Annotated in this window: 16 protein-coding genes; 9 read left to right on the top strand and 7 right to left on the bottom strand. The window is 37.9% G+C overall.

What is annotated here, in order from left to right:
• Positions 1-13: 13 nt before the first annotated feature.
• The 4 genes from ACFIMK_RS08370 (at position 14) to ACFIMK_RS08355 (ending at position 4529) form a co-directional block, all read left to right on the top strand.
• Positions 14-1003 carry an asparaginase gene (locus tag ACFIMK_RS08370; RefSeq protein WP_375627650.1) on the top strand — a complete coding sequence of 330 codons (990 nt, stop codon included), beginning with the start codon at positions 14-16 and terminating at the stop codon, positions 1001-1003.
• 123 nt (positions 1004-1126) lie between these two features.
• A complete protein-coding gene (gene coaA, locus ACFIMK_RS08365) occupies positions 1127-2125 on the top strand; it encodes a type I pantothenate kinase (RefSeq protein ID WP_375627680.1) in 999 nt (332 codons plus the stop codon).
• Between the two features lie 13 nt (positions 2126-2138).
• Entirely contained in the window at positions 2139-3506 is a 1368-nt protein-coding gene (locus ACFIMK_RS08360; RefSeq protein WP_375668330.1) for a M17 family metallopeptidase, read from the top strand.
• Positions 3507-3665: 159 nt separating this feature from the next.
• Positions 3666-4529, top strand: coding sequence for an NlpC/P60 family protein (locus ACFIMK_RS08355; protein ID WP_375611871.1), 864 nt, complete (start codon positions 3666-3668; stop codon positions 4527-4529).
• 898 nt (positions 4530-5427) lie between these two features.
• Here ACFIMK_RS08355 and mutT read toward each other — a convergent pair.
• From mutT to ACFIMK_RS08340, 3 genes are all read right to left on the bottom strand, one after another.
• Positions 5428-5841, bottom strand: a complete 414-nt coding sequence (gene mutT, locus ACFIMK_RS08350) for an 8-oxo-dGTP diphosphatase MutT (protein ID WP_375627652.1) — start codon at positions 5839-5841, stop codon at positions 5428-5430.
• 125 nt (positions 5842-5966) lie between these two features.
• Entirely contained in the window at positions 5967-7199 is a 1233-nt protein-coding gene (argJ, locus tag ACFIMK_RS08345) for a bifunctional glutamate N-acetyltransferase/amino-acid acetyltransferase ArgJ (RefSeq protein ID WP_375638357.1), read from the bottom strand.
• A gap of 129 nt (positions 7200-7328) precedes the next feature.
• On the bottom strand, positions 7329-8282 hold the full coding sequence (locus ACFIMK_RS08340) for a peptidylprolyl isomerase (RefSeq protein WP_375611828.1): 954 nt from the start codon (positions 8280-8282) through the stop codon (positions 7329-7331).
• Between the two features lie 435 nt (positions 8283-8717).
• On the opposite strand from ACFIMK_RS08340, the gene secA reads away from it, so the two are divergent.
• The 4 genes from secA (at position 8718) to prmC (ending at position 14027) form a co-directional block, all read left to right on the top strand.
• Positions 8718-11435 carry a preprotein translocase subunit SecA gene (gene secA, locus ACFIMK_RS08335; RefSeq protein ID WP_375682844.1) on the top strand — a complete coding sequence of 906 codons (2718 nt, stop codon included), beginning with the start codon at positions 8718-8720 and terminating at the stop codon, positions 11433-11435.
• A complete protein-coding gene (locus tag ACFIMK_RS08330; RefSeq protein ID WP_375611830.1) occupies positions 11374-11865 on the top strand; it encodes a Fur family transcriptional regulator in 492 nt (163 codons plus the stop codon). Before secA ends, ACFIMK_RS08330 begins: the two co-directional genes overlap by 62 nt.
• Before the next feature lie 222 nt (positions 11866-12087).
• On the top strand, positions 12088-13164 hold the full coding sequence (prfA, locus tag ACFIMK_RS08325) for a peptide chain release factor 1 (protein WP_375613296.1): 1077 nt from the start codon (positions 12088-12090) through the stop codon (positions 13162-13164).
• Positions 13161-14027 carry a peptide chain release factor N(5)-glutamine methyltransferase gene (gene prmC, locus ACFIMK_RS08320; RefSeq protein WP_375638355.1) on the top strand — a complete coding sequence of 289 codons (867 nt, stop codon included), beginning with the start codon at positions 13161-13163 and terminating at the stop codon, positions 14025-14027. Before prfA ends, prmC begins: the two co-directional genes overlap by 4 nt.
• Here prmC and nrdF read toward each other — a convergent pair.
• The 4 genes from nrdF to nrdH are packed head-to-tail and all read right to left on the bottom strand — an operon-like array spanning position 14024 to position 17764.
• Positions 14024-14998, bottom strand: a complete 975-nt coding sequence (nrdF, locus tag ACFIMK_RS08315; protein WP_273722534.1) for a class 1b ribonucleoside-diphosphate reductase subunit beta — start codon at positions 14996-14998, stop codon at positions 14024-14026. The two genes, prmC and nrdF, sit on opposite strands and share 4 nt — an antisense overlap.
• Before the next feature lie 11 nt (positions 14999-15009).
• On the bottom strand, positions 15010-17160 hold the full coding sequence (gene nrdE / locus ACFIMK_RS08310; protein WP_375638354.1) for a class 1b ribonucleoside-diphosphate reductase subunit alpha: 2151 nt from the start codon (positions 17158-17160) through the stop codon (positions 15010-15012).
• Positions 17142-17540, bottom strand: coding sequence for a class Ib ribonucleoside-diphosphate reductase assembly flavoprotein NrdI (gene nrdI / locus ACFIMK_RS08305; protein WP_375613294.1), 399 nt, complete (start codon positions 17538-17540; stop codon positions 17142-17144). The genes nrdE and nrdI overlap by 19 nt, the downstream gene beginning before the upstream one ends.
• A complete protein-coding gene (nrdH, locus tag ACFIMK_RS08300; RefSeq protein WP_005774163.1) occupies positions 17540-17764 on the bottom strand; it encodes a glutaredoxin-like protein NrdH in 225 nt (74 codons plus the stop codon). The genes nrdI and nrdH overlap by 1 nt, the downstream gene beginning before the upstream one ends.
• A 680-nt stretch (positions 17765-18444) precedes the next feature.
• On the opposite strand from nrdH, the gene ACFIMK_RS08295 reads away from it, so the two are divergent.
• Positions 18445-19197, top strand: a complete 753-nt coding sequence (locus ACFIMK_RS08295; protein WP_375613293.1) for an ABC transporter ATP-binding protein — start codon at positions 18445-18447, stop codon at positions 19195-19197.

The following is a 19197-nucleotide window of genomic DNA, read 5'->3' as shown; positions in this document are numbered from 1 at the left end:
TTAGAGGAAAATTATGAAAAAAATAGCCATAGGGACCTTAGGTGGAACAATTGCAATGACTGCTGATAGTTTTGGTCACATGCAACCGACTTTAACTTCAGATAACCTCATAAAAAGTGTTCCTGATTTAAATAACGTTGCTGATATTCATGCACAAACATTGATGCAAATACCAAGTGGATCTTTATCGTTTCAAATGCTTTTTGAAATAATTAAGTGGGCAAAACAACAAATAAACGCTGGTGCAGAAGGTATTGTTTTAACACAAGGGACTGATACTCTGGAAGAAACAGCTTTTTTTCTTTCTCTTTATTGGAAAGAAGCCGAACCACTCATCATAACCGGTGCTATGCGCATGCCTCATGAAGCAGGCGCCGATGGCCCCGCCAACATTTTAGCAGCCACTCGTGTCGCAGCAGCCACACAAAGTCGTAACCGGGGCGTTCTCGTTGTCATAAATGATGCAATTCATTCACCTTATTGGCTCTATAAAAGCCATACCGTCAAAGTCGAAACATTTCAATCAGGTCTTGCAGGTGTTTTAGGAACTATTTTAGAGGGAAAACTTATTTATTTCAATGATCGAAAATTTTTCCCAAAAACGTTTGATCTTCCCCAAAACCATGATCATCAAATTGCACTCCTCTATTCCTCTTTATCATCTGATGCAAAATTAATGAAACTATGCCTTGAAAGTGGGTATTATGCTGGAGTTGTTATTGCTGGTTTTGGTGCAGGACACTGTAGTTTTCAAGAAGCAGACCTTGTACAACAATATGCACAAAAAATACCAATCATTATTGCTAGTCGTTGTTGTAATGGCTCAACAACTCGTATAACTTATGGCTATAAAGGCTCCGAAATCGATATGATTGCTTCTGGTGCTCTCATGTCTGGTTATTTATCAGCCGTAAAAGCGCGTCTACTTTTATGGACTTTTTTGGCGCAAGGGCACTCATTAGCACAAATCCGTGCAAACTGGAATGACTGGACTATAAGTTAATGAAAAATGATCTACTATCTTAAAAGAAGAGAGCATGCAAAACAAAATTTACTTGAAAATGAAGCCGCTCATCTGTCTACTCTTAAATCAATTGCTGCTGCAAAAAATTCTCGACCAATACAAATGATTGATACGACTATACAAAAAATTAATCAGAAAGATAATCTGATCAAATCCGTTTCTGACCGATATTCACCCTATCGCGTTTTTACTGCACAAGAATGGTCAGAGTTTCGTGCAGACACACCTCTTACTTTGACTTTTGATGAAATTAAGCGTTTACGCTCTATTGATGATCCTATTGATCTTAAAGAAGTCCAACGCATTTATCTTTCTTTATCGCGTCTATTATCATGCCATGTTGAAGCAGTACAGGAACTTTTTCACAAACGTCAGCAGTTTCTCCATCAAGAAGAGAGTAGAAAAACGCCCTTTATTATTGGAATTGCTGGTTCTGTAGCTGTAGGAAAATCAACCACGGCTCGCATTCTTCAAGAACTGTTGAAAAGATGGACATCTAGCCTTAAAGTTGATCTAATCACAACGGATGGTTTTCTCTATCCTAACGCAATCTTACAGCAAAAAAATCGAATGAATCGCAAAGGATTTCCTGATTCCTATGACATTAAAAAGTTGCTGTGCTTTCTTTCGGCTATAAAAGCAGGTATCGGAAATGTCCGTGCCCCGCTTTACTCACATATGATCTATGATGTTCTAGAAAATCAGACTATTACCATTGATCGTCCTGATATTTTAATTGTTGAAGGTATTAATGTATTACAGGTCAGTGATCTTCCTAAAGATGGAAAAGCTATTCCTTTCGTATCAGATTTTTTTGATTTTTCAATCTATGTCGATGCTGAAACAGAAGTCATTCGTCACTGGTATTTGGAGCGCTTTAAACGTTTGCGTAAAACAGCTTTTCAAAATCCTGAATCCTATTTTCATCGTTATGCCCATCTCAATGAAAAAGAAGCTTCAAAAATCGCTGAGGATCTTTGGCAAACGATTAATTTAAAAAATTTACAGGAAAATATATTGCCAACACGACCACGGTCCAATCTCATTCTACGAAAGGGAAAAAATCATTTGGTCGAATATGTCGCACTTAGACGACTATAAGGATCTCATAACTATGCAGCACCACCACATTCATTTTACCTCAACACGTATCGATAACAGTTGCCCTATCATCTTGGTAAACCAAAGAACTCTTGCCAACTTATCACTTGATGCGTCAACAACAGCATGGATAAAAGTTAATGACTTTACTGGTAAAGCGGGACAAATACTCTTTATTCCTCACGAAACGGGGCATTTAAAAAAAGTTTTATTTGGAATTGGCAATGGTAACGATCCTTTTATCACAGGAGTTCTTGCTCAAAAACTTCCTGCTGGTCAATGGCATTTAGAAGGTACAACCTCTGATGAAATAAATACCTATCTTGGATTAGCATTCGGTAGCTATCAATTTAATCGCTATCGTCAAAATTCTTCTTTCAAATCATTATCTATCCATGTCAATGAGGCTATTGATCTTAATGAACTCCAACGAATTTATGAAGCTGTCTTTTTCGTCCGTGATCTCATTAATATTCCAGCCAATGATATGAACCCTGATACTCTCGAAAAAGAAGCTCGAAAACTAGGAAAAACCTATGGTGCTCATATCAAAAGTATTTGTGGAGACGATCTCTTAACCCATAACTTTCCGATGATTCATGCTGTAGGACGAGCAGGCAGCACTGCACCACGACTGATTGAGTTACTCTGGGGGCAAGAACATCATCCTAAAATAACGTTGGTGGGCAAAGGCGTAACTTTTGATACTGGAGGCCTCGATATTAAATCAGCCAATAACATGTTGCTTATGAAAAAAGACATGGGGGGTGGAGCAAACGTTTTGGGATTGGCTAAACTTATCATGGATGCAAAATTGCCTTTCCGTTTACGCGTTTTGATTCCAGCTGTAGAAAATGCAATTTCTGCGAATGCTTACCGACCAGGTGATATTCTTAAAAGTCGTAAAGGTTTAAGTGTTGAAGTAGGTAATACAGATGCTGAAGGGCGCCTTGTCCTTGCCGATGCACTCGCCTATGGTGATGAAGAAAGTCCACAATTCATGCTTTGTATGGCTACTTTAACAGGGGCAGCGCGTATAGCATTAGGACCAGATCTTCCCGCATTTTATTGTAATGATTCAATATGGGCACAACAAATTTCTGAATCTGCTCACGCTGTCTTTGATCCTCTTTGGCAAATGCCCCTTTGGAAACCTTACCAAGAGATGTTATCATCACCAATTGCCGATCTTAACAATGTAACTGGAAATAGCTTTGCTGGTTCTATAACGGCTGCTTTATTTCTTAATTCTTTTGTTGAAAAAGCTGAACATTTTGCGCATTTTGACCTTTATGGATGGGTTCCAAAAGAAAAACCAGGATACCCTATTGGTGGATCAGCACAAACTATTCGTGCCCTTTATAATATTTTTAAAAAATGAATTTTGACACAAATATCCACAAAAATGGACAATTTTGCAGCTTAAAGAATAATTGGTCTTACACTGTGTTCTTAGTTTTGTTTGAGGATAAAAACCTTACCAATACAGTTTTCATGAGTTTGTTTAAAGGTAAGGAGTAACAAAATGGAAAGCAAAAAGATGATCTCTAAAGACCCAAGACTTCATGCATTCAGAGATGATCTAGCAGATCAACGTCTTGAAACAGAAATTACAGCTCAACGCTTTGTTCAAGGTGAAAAAAGACGTGTTAATACAGCGGTCGCTGGACTTTTTAAAGAAAATAGTAAAAAAAGTGAAAGACAAACAGAATGCTTATTGGGAGAAGAACTTCTCATTTTTGAACAAGGGGAAACATTGTCGTGGGGACAATCACTCAAAGATGGTTATGTCGGTTATATTGATACAAAAGTTCTTTGTACATCAACCATAAAACAAACACATGTGGTTTCAGTACCACGCACATTTAAATATTTACACGCTGACTTACGTGGACCAATAGTATCCCCATTATCTATGGGAAGCAAAGTCAGTGTTGTTGATGAAATTGAAGTCCGTGACACAATGTATTCTATTCTTGAAAATGGAACAGCAATCATTACGAGCCATCTCAGCCCCATTGGACGCGTATATGAAGATTATGTCACAGTTGCAGAAACCTTTATCCGTACACCTTATCTTTGGGGTGGTGTCAGCGGTTTTGGAATTGATTGTTCGGGACTCATTCAGCTCTCTATGATGATGACCGATCAAATAGTCTTACGTGATACCGATATGCAGCAAGAAACTATAGGCAGTCTTCTTACAGATACTGATAAACTTCAACGAGGTGATTTAATTTTTTGGAAAGATCATGTTGCTATTATGGTCGATCACGCAAATATTATTCACGCAAATGGTTTTTCTATGGACGTTATGATTGAGCCATTGGAAAAAGCAATTACGCGTATCGCTAAAAAAAATCAATATCCTATCGCAAAACGCCGTCCAATTCAAGAAACTTAATACATGCCTCCTATAAAAAATTAATTGAATGTTTTTATTATGCAATAGATTGATTTATAAGGATAATTATCCATCATTCACTCTGCATCAAGCATTCTAAATATCGTAAAATTCTCTTATTTCAAATCTGTTTTTATGTTGAATCAATCAAAATCGCTTGCTTGTTCATCACAAGCGAAATTGATGTATAAGTAAAAATGATTACGAAAAGAAAAATATCCCTTCTGAATGCTCTCAAATGCCAAGAGCTATCATAACTAACATTGGAACCAGCTTACTCCTTCACAAGCGTAAAGATAGTGGCGCTCAATAGATTTTATCTTATAAAGCTCTACCATTATACCATTCACGAGTGCCGGCACGAAATGGGCTTTGGAATATTGCGAGATGCCTCTTTTAAACAACCCCGCAAATATGCAACACAATGGCGTTCTATATTACGTAAGGGATATGCCCCTCTTAATCAAAAGCAACATTTTTTGAAATTTTTCCTATTATCGATATCTTATGAAAGAAATACTCCTAATATCTCTCGGTGCATCCAAGACAATCTCTCAATAATAATCGCGAAAAGTATAAATCCATTATCTACCACCATTTTTATGCTTATGAAGCGTGCAAAGGCATCATTATACACTTTGCCAATTCTCAATGTTGCGATAACCCTTGGCTATTGGAGAGTATTCTTTCAACACGTATTTTATTTCTTTCTTAAATAATTTTATCCACATGACCCGCCCCGCTTGGAACGTGCAAAAGAATGGTTTTGACTAATTTAACATAAAACAGATTTGAAATGAGAAAATTTTTATGACCCTGGACTTTCCCATTCAACATAAAAAATATAAATTATTATTTTAAATCAATATATTGAATTATATTTTCTTCTTATAACACATTAAAGAAGATGATTTTTCAATACCTGAACCAATGGTTTATCAGCATCAGGCATAGGGTATTTATCAAGATCATTAATAAAAACCCATTCTAAATTTTGGCCCTCTCGTCCTTGCGCAACGCCCTCATAATGGTCACAAAGATACAATGGCATTAAGAGATGAAATGTTTTATAGCTATGACTTGCAAATGTTAAAGGGTGTAAATTATTTGGTTGAACATAAATACCAAGCTCTTCCTCTAATTCACGAATCAATGATGCTTCCGGAGTTTCACCTTGCTCAACCTTGCCACCAGGGAACTCCCATAAACCAGCCAATGATTTTCCTTCAGGACGCTGTGTAAGCAAAACACGATTATTCTGATCTAACAGTGCACATGCAACAACAAGAAGAATGGAACTTTTCATACACATATCACTCCCCAATAGGGAACATAAAGATAACTGACTTTTCTATCATATCCCCTCTGCTCCTAAAAGAGCTCACATACCCCATTTGCTCTGAAAAATAATAAACTGTTAAATATAAAGTGCATCCATTAACTTCTGTAATCGCTATTGATCATAACGTACTCTTTTGTTAAATCGCAAGACCAAACCGTCGCCGTACTCTTACCCAAACCGATATCAACACGAATCGTGATGTGCTTACCTTGCATATAAGTACCTATTGTCTCTTCACAATACTCAGGATCTCGTACGCCATTCACGGCCACACGATGCTCACCAAACCAAATCGTCAATAGATCACGATCGACTTCAACACCGGCCTTCCCAACTGCCATAACGACCCGCCCCCAATTCGCATCTTCACCGGCAATAGCCGTTTTTACGAGCGGTGAATTTGCAATTGATAAAGCAATAGTTTTAGCTGCATTATTTGTTGTAGCACCCACCACATTAACCTCAATTAAATGACGAGCACCTTCACCATCACAAACAACTTGTAGTGCAAGTTCATGCAGAAGTGCACTCAATTGTTTCACAAAAACCCCATAACGCGGATCAGATTTACTTGTAAGACATGGAACATGTTCTTTTCCTGTCGCAAACAACATAAGCGTATCTGAAGTTGAGGTATCGCTATCAACAGTAATTGAATTGAAAGAACCCTCAACTGCCTCTGATAACATGGATTGGAGTGCATCCGAAGAAATGGTAGCATCACTAACCACAAATGACAGCATTGTCGCCATATCGGGTGCAATCATACCAGCACCTTTTGCAATTCCATTAATGGTAACACGCTCTCCCCCACAGTCAAAAGTGCGGGTCGCAAGTTTTGGAAATGTGTCCGTTGTCATTATGGCTTTTGCAGCTTCCAACCAATTTCCCTCTTCTGCTGTCTCTGTCATACTTGGTAAAAGATTGACAATACCCGATGCATCCATTGGCTCACCAATAACACCCGTAGAAGCTATAAAAATTTCATCTTCTCTAACCTTTAAAGCGTTCGCTGCTGCACAAATAATTGCATCGGTTGTGTGCTTTCCTTTGCTTCCTGTAAAAGCATTTGCATTTCCAGAATTCACAACAACACCCCTCGCAACCCCATGAGGAAGCGATGCACGACAATGCTCTACAGGGGAAGATGGACATTTTGAACGGGTAAAAACACCGGCCACACTCACTGGCTTATCGAATATGATGAAAAGAAGATCTGTACGATCTTTATATTTAATCCCAGCTTCAGCTGTTGCTATCCGTACACCAGATAATGGAGAAAGCTCTTGGATCTTTTGAGGCGACAAAGGAGAGATTTTCAAAACCACAATATGCTTTCTATAAAAAAATGAAATGATTGCAGATCAATAACCTCTCATAGAAAACTGCTAGGCTTTTTGAACAAAACTAACCTAGCAAATTATCTATTAAAGAGGCTATCTACTTATTTTTACTAGCTATTCCGTATCTTCTTCATCAGATGTCTCATCGGGAAGTAGCGTCCCATTTTGATGAAGCGATTCCATGATTTTTGTAACATTAGGATCAGGGTATTTCACATCTATCTTGCTACGCAAATCAACAATCAGTTCTTGATAGCGCTTTTTTATCAGCTGTGTCCGCAACATCTCTTTAACATCATCAAATGCAGGCGGTTGTTTTACACGACGATCTTCTAATTTAATAATATGCCAACCAAAAGGACTTTCAACGGGTTGTTTTGTGTATTCGCCAACTTTCAAACCAAATGCGGCATCTTCAAAAGGCTTGACCATTTGACCATGGCTAAAATAACCAAGATCACCCCCAACGGCAGCAGAACCATCTGTTGAACTTTTCTTTGCAATCTCTTCAAAATTTTCGCCTTTATTTAAATGCTTAATGATAGCTTCTGCTTCTTTTCTCGTTTTGACCAAAATATGACGCGCTTTAACCTCATCCTCTTTAGGTAAAGCAGCAACTTCTTGCTTATAAAGAGCTTCCAAATCAGTATCCGATATTTTATCAACAATCGCCTGTTTAAAATAAAGCTGTTGAAGAACATTGTCACGCATGACTGCCATACGTTTATCGTAAGCTTCTGTCTTATCAAGACCTTTGCTTCTTGCTGCTTTTGCGAGGGCCTGCATATCTAAATAAGCTTTTAGAACCATCATACGGCGTTGTTCATCAGGAAAACGTGCTAAATTAGGATTTATTTCAAGCGCTAAATCATCCAATTGGCCTGCTGTAATATTTTTCCCATCAATAACCGCCATAACATGAGAAGGAGAAACGGCTTTTTCAGAAGCTTTCTCTAAAGTCTTTAAATCACTCGACGATGAATTCAAACCTTCTTGAGCACTCACCCCTAAACTTGTACTTGCCAATAAAGTTGATGCTAAAAAAAGCGTGATAAAGTTAAATTTCATAAATATACTCCTTAAAAATGAAGGCAGGTTCAAGATTCCAATTTTCTTTACCATAACACTTTAATCTTTAAACATAGAGAAATAAATTAGTAATTTTATTTAAAAAAAGTATAAAATTATCCTTTTATCTCAGTTTCTCCAATCCTATCTAATGCAGATGAAAAACATGATAATAGAGAAAAATGACATATTGTATCTTAAATTACTTTGTATTGTATCAGTTAAATAGCATACTTAAAGTTGACATAAAGCGCTTAGCCTCTTATCTCTACTTTATAATTAGAGTGAAAAATTGCACACCAGCAAGTATAATGGTACCATCTGCATTTCATGATGTCACTAATGATATCAGATAATTTGAAGAAAATGTAGAGTATGGGGAGAGCGTATGAATTACCCAACAAGAGTGACAACAATTAAAAGAAAGGGCCAGAGATGGTCAGTTTAGGTGTTTTTGCCCGTAAGTTTTTTGGTTCAGCTCATGAGCGACATCTCAAAGCACTCCGCCAAAAAGTTGCACAAATTAATGCTTTGGAAGAACAATTCGTAAAATTAAGTGATGAGCAACTTTGCCAAAAAACAGATGCCTTTCGTAAACGTCTTAGTGAAGGTGAGGGTGTTGATTTGCTCTTACCGGAAGCTTTCGCGACTGTTCGTGAAGCCGCAAAACGTGTTTATGACATGCGTCCTTTTGACGTACAACTTATTGGTGGAATGGTCCTTCACGACTGCGGCATAGCTGAAATGCGTACTGGTGAAGGTAAAACATTAATGGCAACTCTACCAATTTATCTCAATGCATTGGAAGGTAAAGGCGTTCATGTTGTGACAGTAAACGATTATCTCGCCAGTCGTGATGCTGAAACAATGGGGAAAATTTTTAGTTTTCTAGGGCTTACAACAGGCGTGATTCTTCATGATCTTGATAGTGATGCCCGCCGAGAAGCCTATGCATGCGACATCACCTATGCCACAAATAATGAACTAGGTTTTGATTATTTGCGTGATAATATGGCCTTCGATCATAGTCAAATGGTCCAACGTGGACATCATTACGCAATTGTTGATGAAGTTGATTCGATTCTTATTGATGAAGCCCGTACCCCCCTTATTATTTCTGGTCCTCTAGAAGATCGCACTGACTTCTATAACCTTATTGATACATTTATTCCTGCCTTAACTCCAGAAGACTATGAAATAGACGAAAAACAAAAAACAACGACCTTTACCGAAGTTGGTACTGAAAAAATTGAAAAAATGCTCGAACAAGCTGGGCATCTTAAAGGTGAGAGTCTTTATGACATAGAAAATGTCGCTATCGTTCATCATGTCAATAATGCTCTAAAAGCTCATAAACTGTTTGCTCGCGATAAAGATTATATTGTTCGCAATGATGAAATCGTTATTATTGACGAATTTACAGGGCGAATGATGCCTGGGCGGCGTTATTCTGAAGGACTTCATCAAGCGTTAGAAGCTAAAGAGCATGTTGCTATTCAACCAGAAAACCAGACACTTGCTTCCATCACTTTCCAAAATTACTTCCGTATGTATAGAAAATTATCTGGCATGACTGGAACTGCAACAACAGAAGCCGAAGAATTCAGAAATATTTATGGTCTTGACGTTGTCGAAGTCCCTACAAATTTGCCAATACAACGTATTGATGAAGATGATGAGATTTATCGAACAGCAGAAGAGAAATATCGGGCAATTGTGCGTGATATCCGTCAAGCTCATGAAAAAGAACAGCCTATTCTTGTTGGAACAACCTCTATTGAAAAGTCAGAACAATTGGCAGAGCGTTTGCGAAAAGAAGGCATTACCGATTTTAGAGTCTTAAATGCTCGCTATCACGAACAAGAAGCATATATCATTGCGCAAGCAGGAGTTCCTAGAGCTCTCACCATTGCAACCAACATGGCAGGACGCGGTACGGATATACAGCTTGGTGGTAATGTTGAAATGCGCATCCGACAAGAGTTACAGGATATCCCGGAAGGTCCAGAGCGGACAGCTAAAATTGAAGAAATAAAAAAAGATGTTCAGAAGCTTAAAGAAAAAGCTTTAGCGGCTGGAGGGCTTTACGTTATCGCTACTGAACGTCATGAAAGCCGTCGTATTGATAACCAACTTCGTGGACGTTCTGGTCGCCAAGGCGATCCTGGTCGCTCAAAATTCTTTCTCTCTCTTCAAGATGATCTTATGCGTATCTTTGGCTCTAACCGTATGGATGGTATGCTGCAAAAACTTGGATTGAAAGAAAATGAAGCTATTATCCATCCATGGATTAATAAAGCCCTTGAAAAAGCACAAAAAAAGGTTGAAGCACGAAACTTTGAAATTCGTAAAAATCTGCTAAAATATGATGATGTCATGAATGATCAACGCAAGGTTATTTTTGAACAGCGTATGGAGGTCATGAACGCAGATGATTTATCAGAAATGATCCTTGAAATGCGCAATGAAGTCGTAGAGGATCTCGTAGAGGCTTATATTCCTTCAGGGACATATTCTGAAAAATGGGATGCAAAAACTCTTGAAGAAGAGCTTCAACAACTCTTTAATCTTGAGCTTCCAGTGGAAGAATGGGCAAAAGAAGATGGAATTGCCGAGGAGCAAATTCTAGAGCGTGTATCAAATGCTGTTACAAAACTTGAAAATGAGCGTACTGAACGATATTCTCCAGAAGTTATGGCTTATTTTCACAAAGCAGTATTGCTCGAAACTATTGACACGTTATGGCGTGAACATCTGGTGAGTTTAGACCATTTGCGTTCTGTTGTTGGTTTTCGTGGTTATGCGCAGCGGGATCCGCTCAATGAATATAAGACAGAATCATTTGAACTCTTTCAAAGTATGTTGAAAAATTTGCGCCGAATTGTCACTTCTAAGCTTATGCGCTTTGAAATCATTCAACACCCCACAGAACCGACCATACCTGAGCAAACTGATGCTGCTTCTTCTGTCTTTAATGATCAAAGTCAAGAAAATGCTCCCACCTTATGGGCACGATCACAAGAAAATAGATTTGTTAATCCACAAGATCGTGACCCTAACGATATAACCACATGGGGAAAAGTTGGACGTAATGAGCGTTGTCCTTGCGGTTCAGAGAAAAAATACAAACACTGTCATGGAGCCTTTGTTTGAAAAGCAAACTATGCAAATGAATAAAAAGCGAAATTATGAGCAAGAATTGCGCACAGCTGGTTTAAGAGTAACACGTCAACGACGAGTTATTCTTGATATTTTGACTGATACAAATGATCATCCTAATGCATTTGAAATTTTTCAGCGTGCAAACAAAATAGATTCGAATATTTCACTCTCAACTGTTTATCGAACCATGAAAATATTAGAAGGAAATGGAACAATTCATCGCCATAGCTTTAGTGGTGGTCCATCTCGTTTTGAGCAAGCAGATGGGCAACATCATGATCATCTCATTGATATAGAAACAGGACAAGTTATCGAGTTTCATTCTGATGTTATTGAAAAGCTGCAAGAGGAAATTGCAAAATCCCTTGGCTATGATATTATTCATCACCGCCTTGAACTTTACGGAAAAAAAAACTCTTAAAAAAGTAATCATATATCATTAGATAAAATACCTCAGGCAAATCAAATTTTATAAAAATTTACCTTTAAAATATAATAGTTTTCATTGGCAAAAAAAAAGAATTGCTTTATTACCCCTCTTTGTATGATGCTATACGGTAATTCATTGCCAATATTATAACAAACAATCATTGCAACAAAATATTATAAAAATTGTATTATGAAAAATTAGGCCAATATTATCATGGTTTCCTTGCCACAAGATCGTATGAGACAGCTTGAAAAGCGCTTTGAAATAATTGAAAGCCAAATGACGACGAATCCAAATGCTGAAACATATGTCAAATTAGCTTCTGAATATGCAGAACTACAACCCGTTATTACCTCTATACGCGCATTAAATGCTCTTTACGAAGAGATTACAGAATTAGAAACGATTATCAACGATAAACAAACAGATATAGAGATGCGTAATCTTGCCCAGGAAGAGCTACCATCGTTATATAAAAAAGTAGAGCAATTTGAAAAAGAACTCCAGATTCTGCTTTTACCTAAAGATGTTGCTGATGAAAAAAACGCTATTGTTGAAATTCGAGCAGGAACGGGTGGCTCAGAAGCAGCACTTTTTTCCGGTGATCTTTTCCGCATGTATGAACGTTATGCCCATGCTCACAATTGGAAAGTAGAAGTTATTTCACTTAGTGAGGGGGAAGTTGGCGGATATAAAGAGATTATTGCTACCATTTCAGGAAAAGGTGTCTTTTCTAAATTGAAATATGAATCAGGGGTTCATCGTGTGCAACGTATCCCAGAAACAGAGACAGGTGGGCGTATCCATACATCTGCTGCTACCGTTGCTGTGCTTCCAGAAGCTGAAGATATTGATATTGATATTCGTCCTGAAGATATTCGTATCGACACAATGCGTGCATCTGGAGCAGGAGGACAGCATGTTAATACAACGGATTCAGCTGTTCGTATCACGCATATTCCAACAGGAATTATGGTCGTACAAGCAGAAAAATCACAACATCAAAACCGAGCACGAGCCCTTCAAATTTTACGGGCACGCTTATTCGATATCGAACGACAAAAAGCGGAAAGTGAACGTTCAGCTTCTCGTAAAAGCCAAGTTGGTTCTGGTGATCGCTCAGAACGTATTCGTACCTATAATTTTCCACAAGGACGTGTCACGGATCACCGTATTAATCTAACCTTGTATAAGCTTGATCGCATTCTAGAGGGAGATCTTGATGAGCTTATTCATGCACTCATCTCAGATCACCAAACAGCACTCCTGATGGAAATGGACAATAATTGAACAAATATTCTTTCAAAAATGTCATCCAACAAACTCAAGAAAAATTGCGCATGAAAGGAATTTCTGAAGCCAATCTCGATGCGAATATACTCATTGAATGGATAACAGGAATAAATGCTGCTGAAAGAGTTTCTAAACCAGATATGCATCTATCTTCTGAGCATATTATACAAATAGAACAGGCTTTACAACGGCGTATTGCAGGCGAACCCGTTTACCGTATTATAGGAGCACGAGAATTTTATGGTATATCTTTTACATTATCTCAAGAGACGTTAGAACCACGCCCTGATACAGAAACGCTGATAGATCTTGTTCTCCCTTTTCTCCAAAAACAGATCGAAAATTCGAGAAGAACAACATTCCTTGATATGGGAACAGGAAGTGGCGCCATTGCCATTGCCATTCTTAAACAAATTCCCCAATCCTATGCAGTCGCTGTCGATATTTCTGAAGATGCCCTTAAAACAGCGACAAAAAATGCAAAAAATGCTGAAGTAGCACACCGCTTCACACCCCTTCTTAGCGACTGGTTTGATTCTGTCACAGATCGCTTTGATTTTATTGTTTCCAATCCACCTTATATCCCCGCAAAAGATATCAAAAAACTTGCAAAAGAAGTGCGCTTACATGATCCATTGCGCGCTCTTGTCGGTGGAAAAGATGGTCTTGATTTTTATCGAAAGCTCGCCCATGAAGCAGCCAACTACTTAAAAGAAAACGGCACTATCGCTGTTGAAATTGGTTACTCTCAAGAAAAAGAAGTTTGCAATTTGTTTGAAACAAATGGCTTCCAATGTTTAGAAATGCGCAAAGACCTCAGTGGAATACCCCGCGCACTTCTATTTGCATGCAAACATTAAAATTCCCAATCATCATCCGTGGTAGCAACCGCCTTGCCAATGACATAAGAAGAACCTGCCCCTGAAAAAAAGTCATGATTTTCGTCAGAGTTTGGTGATAAAGCTGCCAAAATAGCGGGATTAACACGACAAACCTCAGGGGGGAAAAGAGCTTCAAAACCTAAATTCATTAAAGCCTTGTTAGCGTTATAATGAAGAAAAATTTTAACATCTTCTGTCAATCCAAGCGCATCATAAAGATCTTCAGTATATTTGCACTCGATGTTATAAAGATCAAAGAGCAGGTTAAAAGCAAAATCTTTAATTTCTTGTCTTTTGGCTTCATCAAGCTTTGCAAAGCCCAATTGGAATTTATAACCTATATAATAACCATGGACTGCTTCATCACGAATGATTAGTCGAATGAGGTCTGCTGTATTGGTCAACTTAGCGCGACTGGCCCAATACATGGGCAAATAAAAACCAGAATAAAATAAAAAGCTTTCCAGCAAAGTCGAAGCAATTTTTTTCTTAAGTGGATCATTTGCTTCATAACGCTCAAGTACTAATCTAGCCTTTTTCTGCAAATGAATATTTTCTTCTGACCATCTAAACGCATCATCAACTTCTACCGTCGAACAAAGGGTTGAAAAAATAGAGGAATAAGAACGTGCATGAACCGCTTCCATGAAGGCAATATTCGTCAAAACTGCCTCCTCATGCTCTGTTATCGCATCAGCCAGAAGCGAAATGGCTCCTACAGTGTTTTGAATTGTATCAAGAAGCGTTAGTCCTGTAAAAACACGAATCGTTAGCTTGCGTTCTTCATCCGTTAAGCTTGACCATGAGGGAATGTCATTGGAAAGTGGAACCTTCTCAGGTAACCAAAAATTCCCAGTTAAGCGGTTCCATACTTCAAGATCTTTCTCATCATGTAATCTATTCCAATTAACAGCGCACACAACAGGATTTTTGGTTGTAATCTTTGTCATATGATGATCTCCTATAAACTGCACGAAACACAGCCATCTACTTCTGTTCCACTCAATGCTACTTGCCGTAATCGTACATAGTAAATACTTTTTATCCCCTTTTTCCAGGCATAAATTTGTGCGCGATTAATATCACGTGTAGTAGCCGTATCAGGAAAAAATAATGTTAATGAAAGACCTTGATCAACATGCTGTGTTGCCGCAGCATAGGTATCTATAATTTTTTCAGGGCCAATCTCATAAGCATCTTGGTAAAAATTCAAATTCGTATTATCCATATAAGGAGCAGGATAATAAACGCGCCCAATTTTTCCCTCTTTGCGAATTTCGATTTTTGAAGCAATCGGATGAATGGAGGAAGTGGCATGATTAATATAGGAAATAGATCCCGTGGGAGGAACTGCCTGTAGATTGCGATTATAAAGCCCGTACTCAATAACTAATTTTTTGAGTTCCTGCCAATCCTTTTGATCTGGAATAACAATATTATTCCGTGCAAAAAGCTCTTGCACAAGCGCAAATTGCGGTTTCCATTCTTTTTCAATATATTTCTCGAAAAAACGTCCATCTGCATAAGCTGATTTTTCAAACCCTGCAAACATTTCTTGACGTTCGTGCGCAATTAAATTGGAAGCACGTATGGCGTGATATGTCACAATATAAAAATAGATATTGGTAAAATCAATCGCTTCTGGAGACCCATAATAGATCTGCTCACGCGCTAGAAACCCATGCAAATTCATTTGTCCCAAACCAATCGCATGACTTTCAGCATTGCCTTTCGCAATGGAAGGCACACAATCAATATTGCTCATATCCGAAACAGCAGTCAGAGCGCGAACAGCAGATTCCACGGTCTGTCCAAAATCAGGACTTTCCATTGCTTTGGCAATATTCATGGATCCAAGATTACAGGATATATCACTTCCAATCGTGCGATAAGTTAAATCTGTCTCCAGTTCACTCGCCTCACTCACCTGCAAAATTTCTGAACATAAATTGCTCATACTTATGCGCCCAGCTATCGGATTCGATCGATTAGCAGTATCCTCAAATAAAATATAGGGATAACCCGACTCAAATTGAATTTCCGCTAATGTCTGGAAAAAAACGCGTGCACTTATTTTCTTTTTACGAATCTTTGCATTATCAACAAAAGAACGATAATGCTCCGTTAAAGAAATATCGCTAAAGGGCTTACCTGTCACACGCTCGATGTCATACGATGAGAAGAGATACATATCCTCATTATTCCGTGCAAGCTCAAAAGTAATATCAGGAATAACGACACCAAGCGAAAGCGTTTTAATTCTAACTTTTTCATCAGCATTTTCACGCTTTGTATCCAAAAACTTCATAATATCTAAATGATGAGCATGCAAATAAACAGCTCCAGCCCCCTGTCGTGCCCCAAGCTGATTGGCGTAAGAAAAAGAATCTTCCAAGAGTTTCATCACCGGTAAAACACCTGAGGACTGATTTTCTATTTGCTTAATTGGCGCCCCTGCTTCCCGCAAATTCGTTAAACAAAGCGCCACACCTCCACCACGTTTTGAAAGCTGCAAAGCCGAATTAACCGAACGACCTATCGATTCCATATTATCTTCAACACGTAGCAAAAAACACGAAACCAATTCACCTCGTTGTTTTTTCCCAGCATTTAAAAATGTTGGTGTTGCCGGTTGAAAACGTCCTGTAATAATTTCATCCACAAAACTTTCAGCAAGAGCTTTATTCCCTTGTGCCAAATATAAAGCTACAAGACAAACGCGATCTTCATAACGTTCAAGATAACGTTTCCCATCAAAAGTCTTCAGTGTATAGCTGGTATAATACTTAAATGCGCCTAAAAAGGTAGGAAAACGAAATTTAAATGCATAAGCACGTTTAAAAAGCTTTTTAATAAAAGAAAAATCATAAAGCTCAAATAAAGCTTTTTCATAATAACCTTCCTCTATTAAGTAATCTACTTTTTCCTTCAGGTTATGAAAAAAAACTGTATTTTGATTAACATGCTGAAGAAAATATTGCCGCGCAGCAAGCCGATCCATATCAAATTGAATATGACCATTTTCATCATAAAGATTAAGCATTGCATTCAACGCATGATAATCAGTAATCTGATCCGATTTCTGCGATTGTCCTATACCAATTGTTTCCAAAATCTTTCCAATCCCTTTTTTACATAAATAACGTCTTCATCAGTTCCACGCAGCTCAAAACGATAAAGGCAAGGTACACAACATTTTTCAGCAATAATTTTACTTGCTAGATTATAATAGCGACCAAAATTACGATTCCCACCGCCAATAACACCACAAATTAATTTTCGGTTCTCAGCTTCATTAAGAAACTGGACAACGGCTTTCGGCACGGCCCCTCTTCCTTCACCATCTGCATATGTAGGAACAACCAATACATAAGGTTCACCAACCAATGCAGAAGGCTTTCTTTTATCAATTTTGAAGAGTCTTTGCCCAAGCTGCGAGACAAAATGTTCTGTATTACCCGTTGCACTCGAATAATAAACAATAAGCCCCATTAAGCACAAAGACCACTAATCATATCTGGTCTAAAACCAGACCAATGATTTTCACCACAAACAACGACAGGAACCTGACGATACCCCAGAGATTGAACAAAACTGTATGCTTGTTCATCACAGGAAATATCAACAACACGATAATGAATGCCTTTTGCATCAAAAGCGCGGCGTGTAGCATCACATTGGACACAAGATGGTTTGCTATAAATAGTGATCGACATTTTCTTCAACTTTCACAATTCCAAACAATCAACCCTGAAAGGTCAATCTAATAATTTTATAGGTACTCAAGAATAACAAAAAATAGAAATTGTACGCAAAACATGTGGTTATTTTCAAATAATACACAGCTTCCTGAACATAACAGAATTCCTCATCAAATAACTTCAAAAACTATGATGAGAATAAGCGATTATTCTACAACTTAAATGGCAAAGCCCCCTAGTTATAAAACAATCTTTTGCTTGCATTACAATTCCCTCCTGCTGTCTAAAAAACTAATGTTCTAAACTACCGTTTTTCAAGAGCTCTGTTTGCTCTTTTACGGCAAAAATCAATTACAAAAACGAAAGGAAATCCTTCCAAAAGAGACCCTTCAGTAAAAATACTGCTATACCTTTGGCCAATAAACTCTTTACAATAATGGAAATAACTTAGATACCAAACGAAACACACTAACACCCTCTCTTGTGCTTATTTAGAATCACCAATCATTTTGATACTATATATAGTATATACTCTCTCTCTTTCGTCAAGGTGAATTCAATTATTATTTTTAATTTTCCACGATCTTCCCACTAAAATTTTCAGTACTCAAAACTATGTAATAATATAACATTTTGTTGACAAACGTTATATTATTACATAGTTTCCAAAATAATAAGCAACGATGGTAAAAAATATGGATCTGCACTTCAATAAAACAACATTAGGCTATAGGAATAGAATAGCAATAAAGAACTTTTCAGCAAAGTTAAAAGCTGGTTCATTGGTTGCAATAACAGGTGATAATGGCGCTGGAAAATCGACACTGCTAAAAGCCATCGCCGGATTGATTAAACCTCTTAAAGGAAAAATTACAAAACCAAAAAAAAGCCGCATTGCTTATCTTGCTCAGCAATGTAATATAGATCAAACATTTCCAATTGATGTGAAAACGCTTGTAAAAACAGGACTGTGGTCTTTTTGTGGATTATGGAAGAATCAGCGCCCTTATGATTCTAAGATTCAAAATGCTCTTAAAATGGTTGGGCTTACAGAACTCGCACCCCGTTCGCTTGAAACATTATCAGGCGGGCAATTACAACGCGCTCTTTTTGCACGTATCATTGTACAAGATGCCAATATTATTTTACTTGATGAACCTTTCAATGGTGTAGATCATAATACCCAAAAAGACCTTCTTGCTCTGATCACATACTGGCAACAGCAAGGACGCACAATTCTCACCGCACTCCATAACCCTCTCATCGTGCAAGAATTTTTCCCCCAAATGATTCAAATTGATCAACAAAACGCCTTTTATGGAGAAACAACACAGTTTTTAAACAACACCCTTCATCACGTTATGCCACCTCTCACATCCAATTCTTTCCCTATTAGCGCACAAAAACAAAATCTTCTCATCAATGATCCTCTCTTTCTTAGGTTATAA

The organism is Bartonella sp. AP280QHHD, assembly GCF_042196125.1.
In the GTDB taxonomy this organism is placed as follows: Bacteria; Pseudomonadota; Alphaproteobacteria; order Rhizobiales; family Rhizobiaceae; genus Bartonella.
The sequence above is the reverse complement of the archived record's forward strand: the minus strand, read 5'-3'. Positions and strand labels throughout refer to the sequence as shown.

What these genes read in the sequence shown, in the direction of transcription:
- ACFIMK_RS08340 (WP_375611828.1), bottom strand. Translation starts at nt 8,282, where the DNA reads ATGAAATTTAACTTTATCACGCTTTTTTTAGCATCAACTTTATTGGCA.
- ACFIMK_RS08360 (WP_375668330.1), top strand. Translation starts at nt 2,139, where the DNA reads ATGCAGCACCACCACATTCATTTTACCTCAACACGTATCGATAACAGT.
- ACFIMK_RS08355 (WP_375611871.1), top strand. Translation starts at nt 3,666, where the DNA reads ATGATCTCTAAAGACCCAAGACTTCATGCATTCAGAGATGATCTAGCA.
- nrdI (WP_375613294.1), bottom strand. Translation starts at nt 17,540, where the DNA reads ATGGGGCTTATTGTTTATTATTCGAGTGCAACGGGTAATACAGAACAT.
- ACFIMK_RS08370 (WP_375627650.1), top strand. Translation starts at nt 14, where the DNA reads ATGAAAAAAATAGCCATAGGGACCTTAGGTGGAACAATTGCAATGACT.
- mutT (WP_375627652.1), bottom strand. Translation starts at nt 5,841, where the DNA reads ATGTGTATGAAAAGTTCCATTCTTCTTGTTGTTGCATGTGCACTGTTA.
- prfA (WP_375613296.1), top strand. Translation starts at nt 12,088, where the DNA reads ATGGTTTCCTTGCCACAAGATCGTATGAGACAGCTTGAAAAGCGCTTT.
- secA (WP_375682844.1), top strand. Translation starts at nt 8,718, where the DNA reads ATGGTCAGTTTAGGTGTTTTTGCCCGTAAGTTTTTTGGTTCAGCTCAT.
- ACFIMK_RS08330 (WP_375611830.1), top strand. Translation starts at nt 11,374, where the DNA reads ATGAGCGTTGTCCTTGCGGTTCAGAGAAAAAATACAAACACTGTCATG.
- ACFIMK_RS08295 (WP_375613293.1), top strand. Translation starts at nt 18,445, where the DNA reads ATGGATCTGCACTTCAATAAAACAACATTAGGCTATAGGAATAGAATA.
- nrdH (WP_005774163.1), bottom strand. Translation starts at nt 17,764, where the DNA reads ATGTCGATCACTATTTATAGCAAACCATCTTGTGTCCAATGTGATGCT.
- coaA (WP_375627680.1), top strand. Translation starts at nt 1,127, where the DNA reads ATGATTGATACGACTATACAAAAAATTAATCAGAAAGATAATCTGATC.
- nrdF (WP_273722534.1), bottom strand. Translation starts at nt 14,998, where the DNA reads ATGACAAAGATTACAACCAAAAATCCTGTTGTGTGCGCTGTTAATTGG.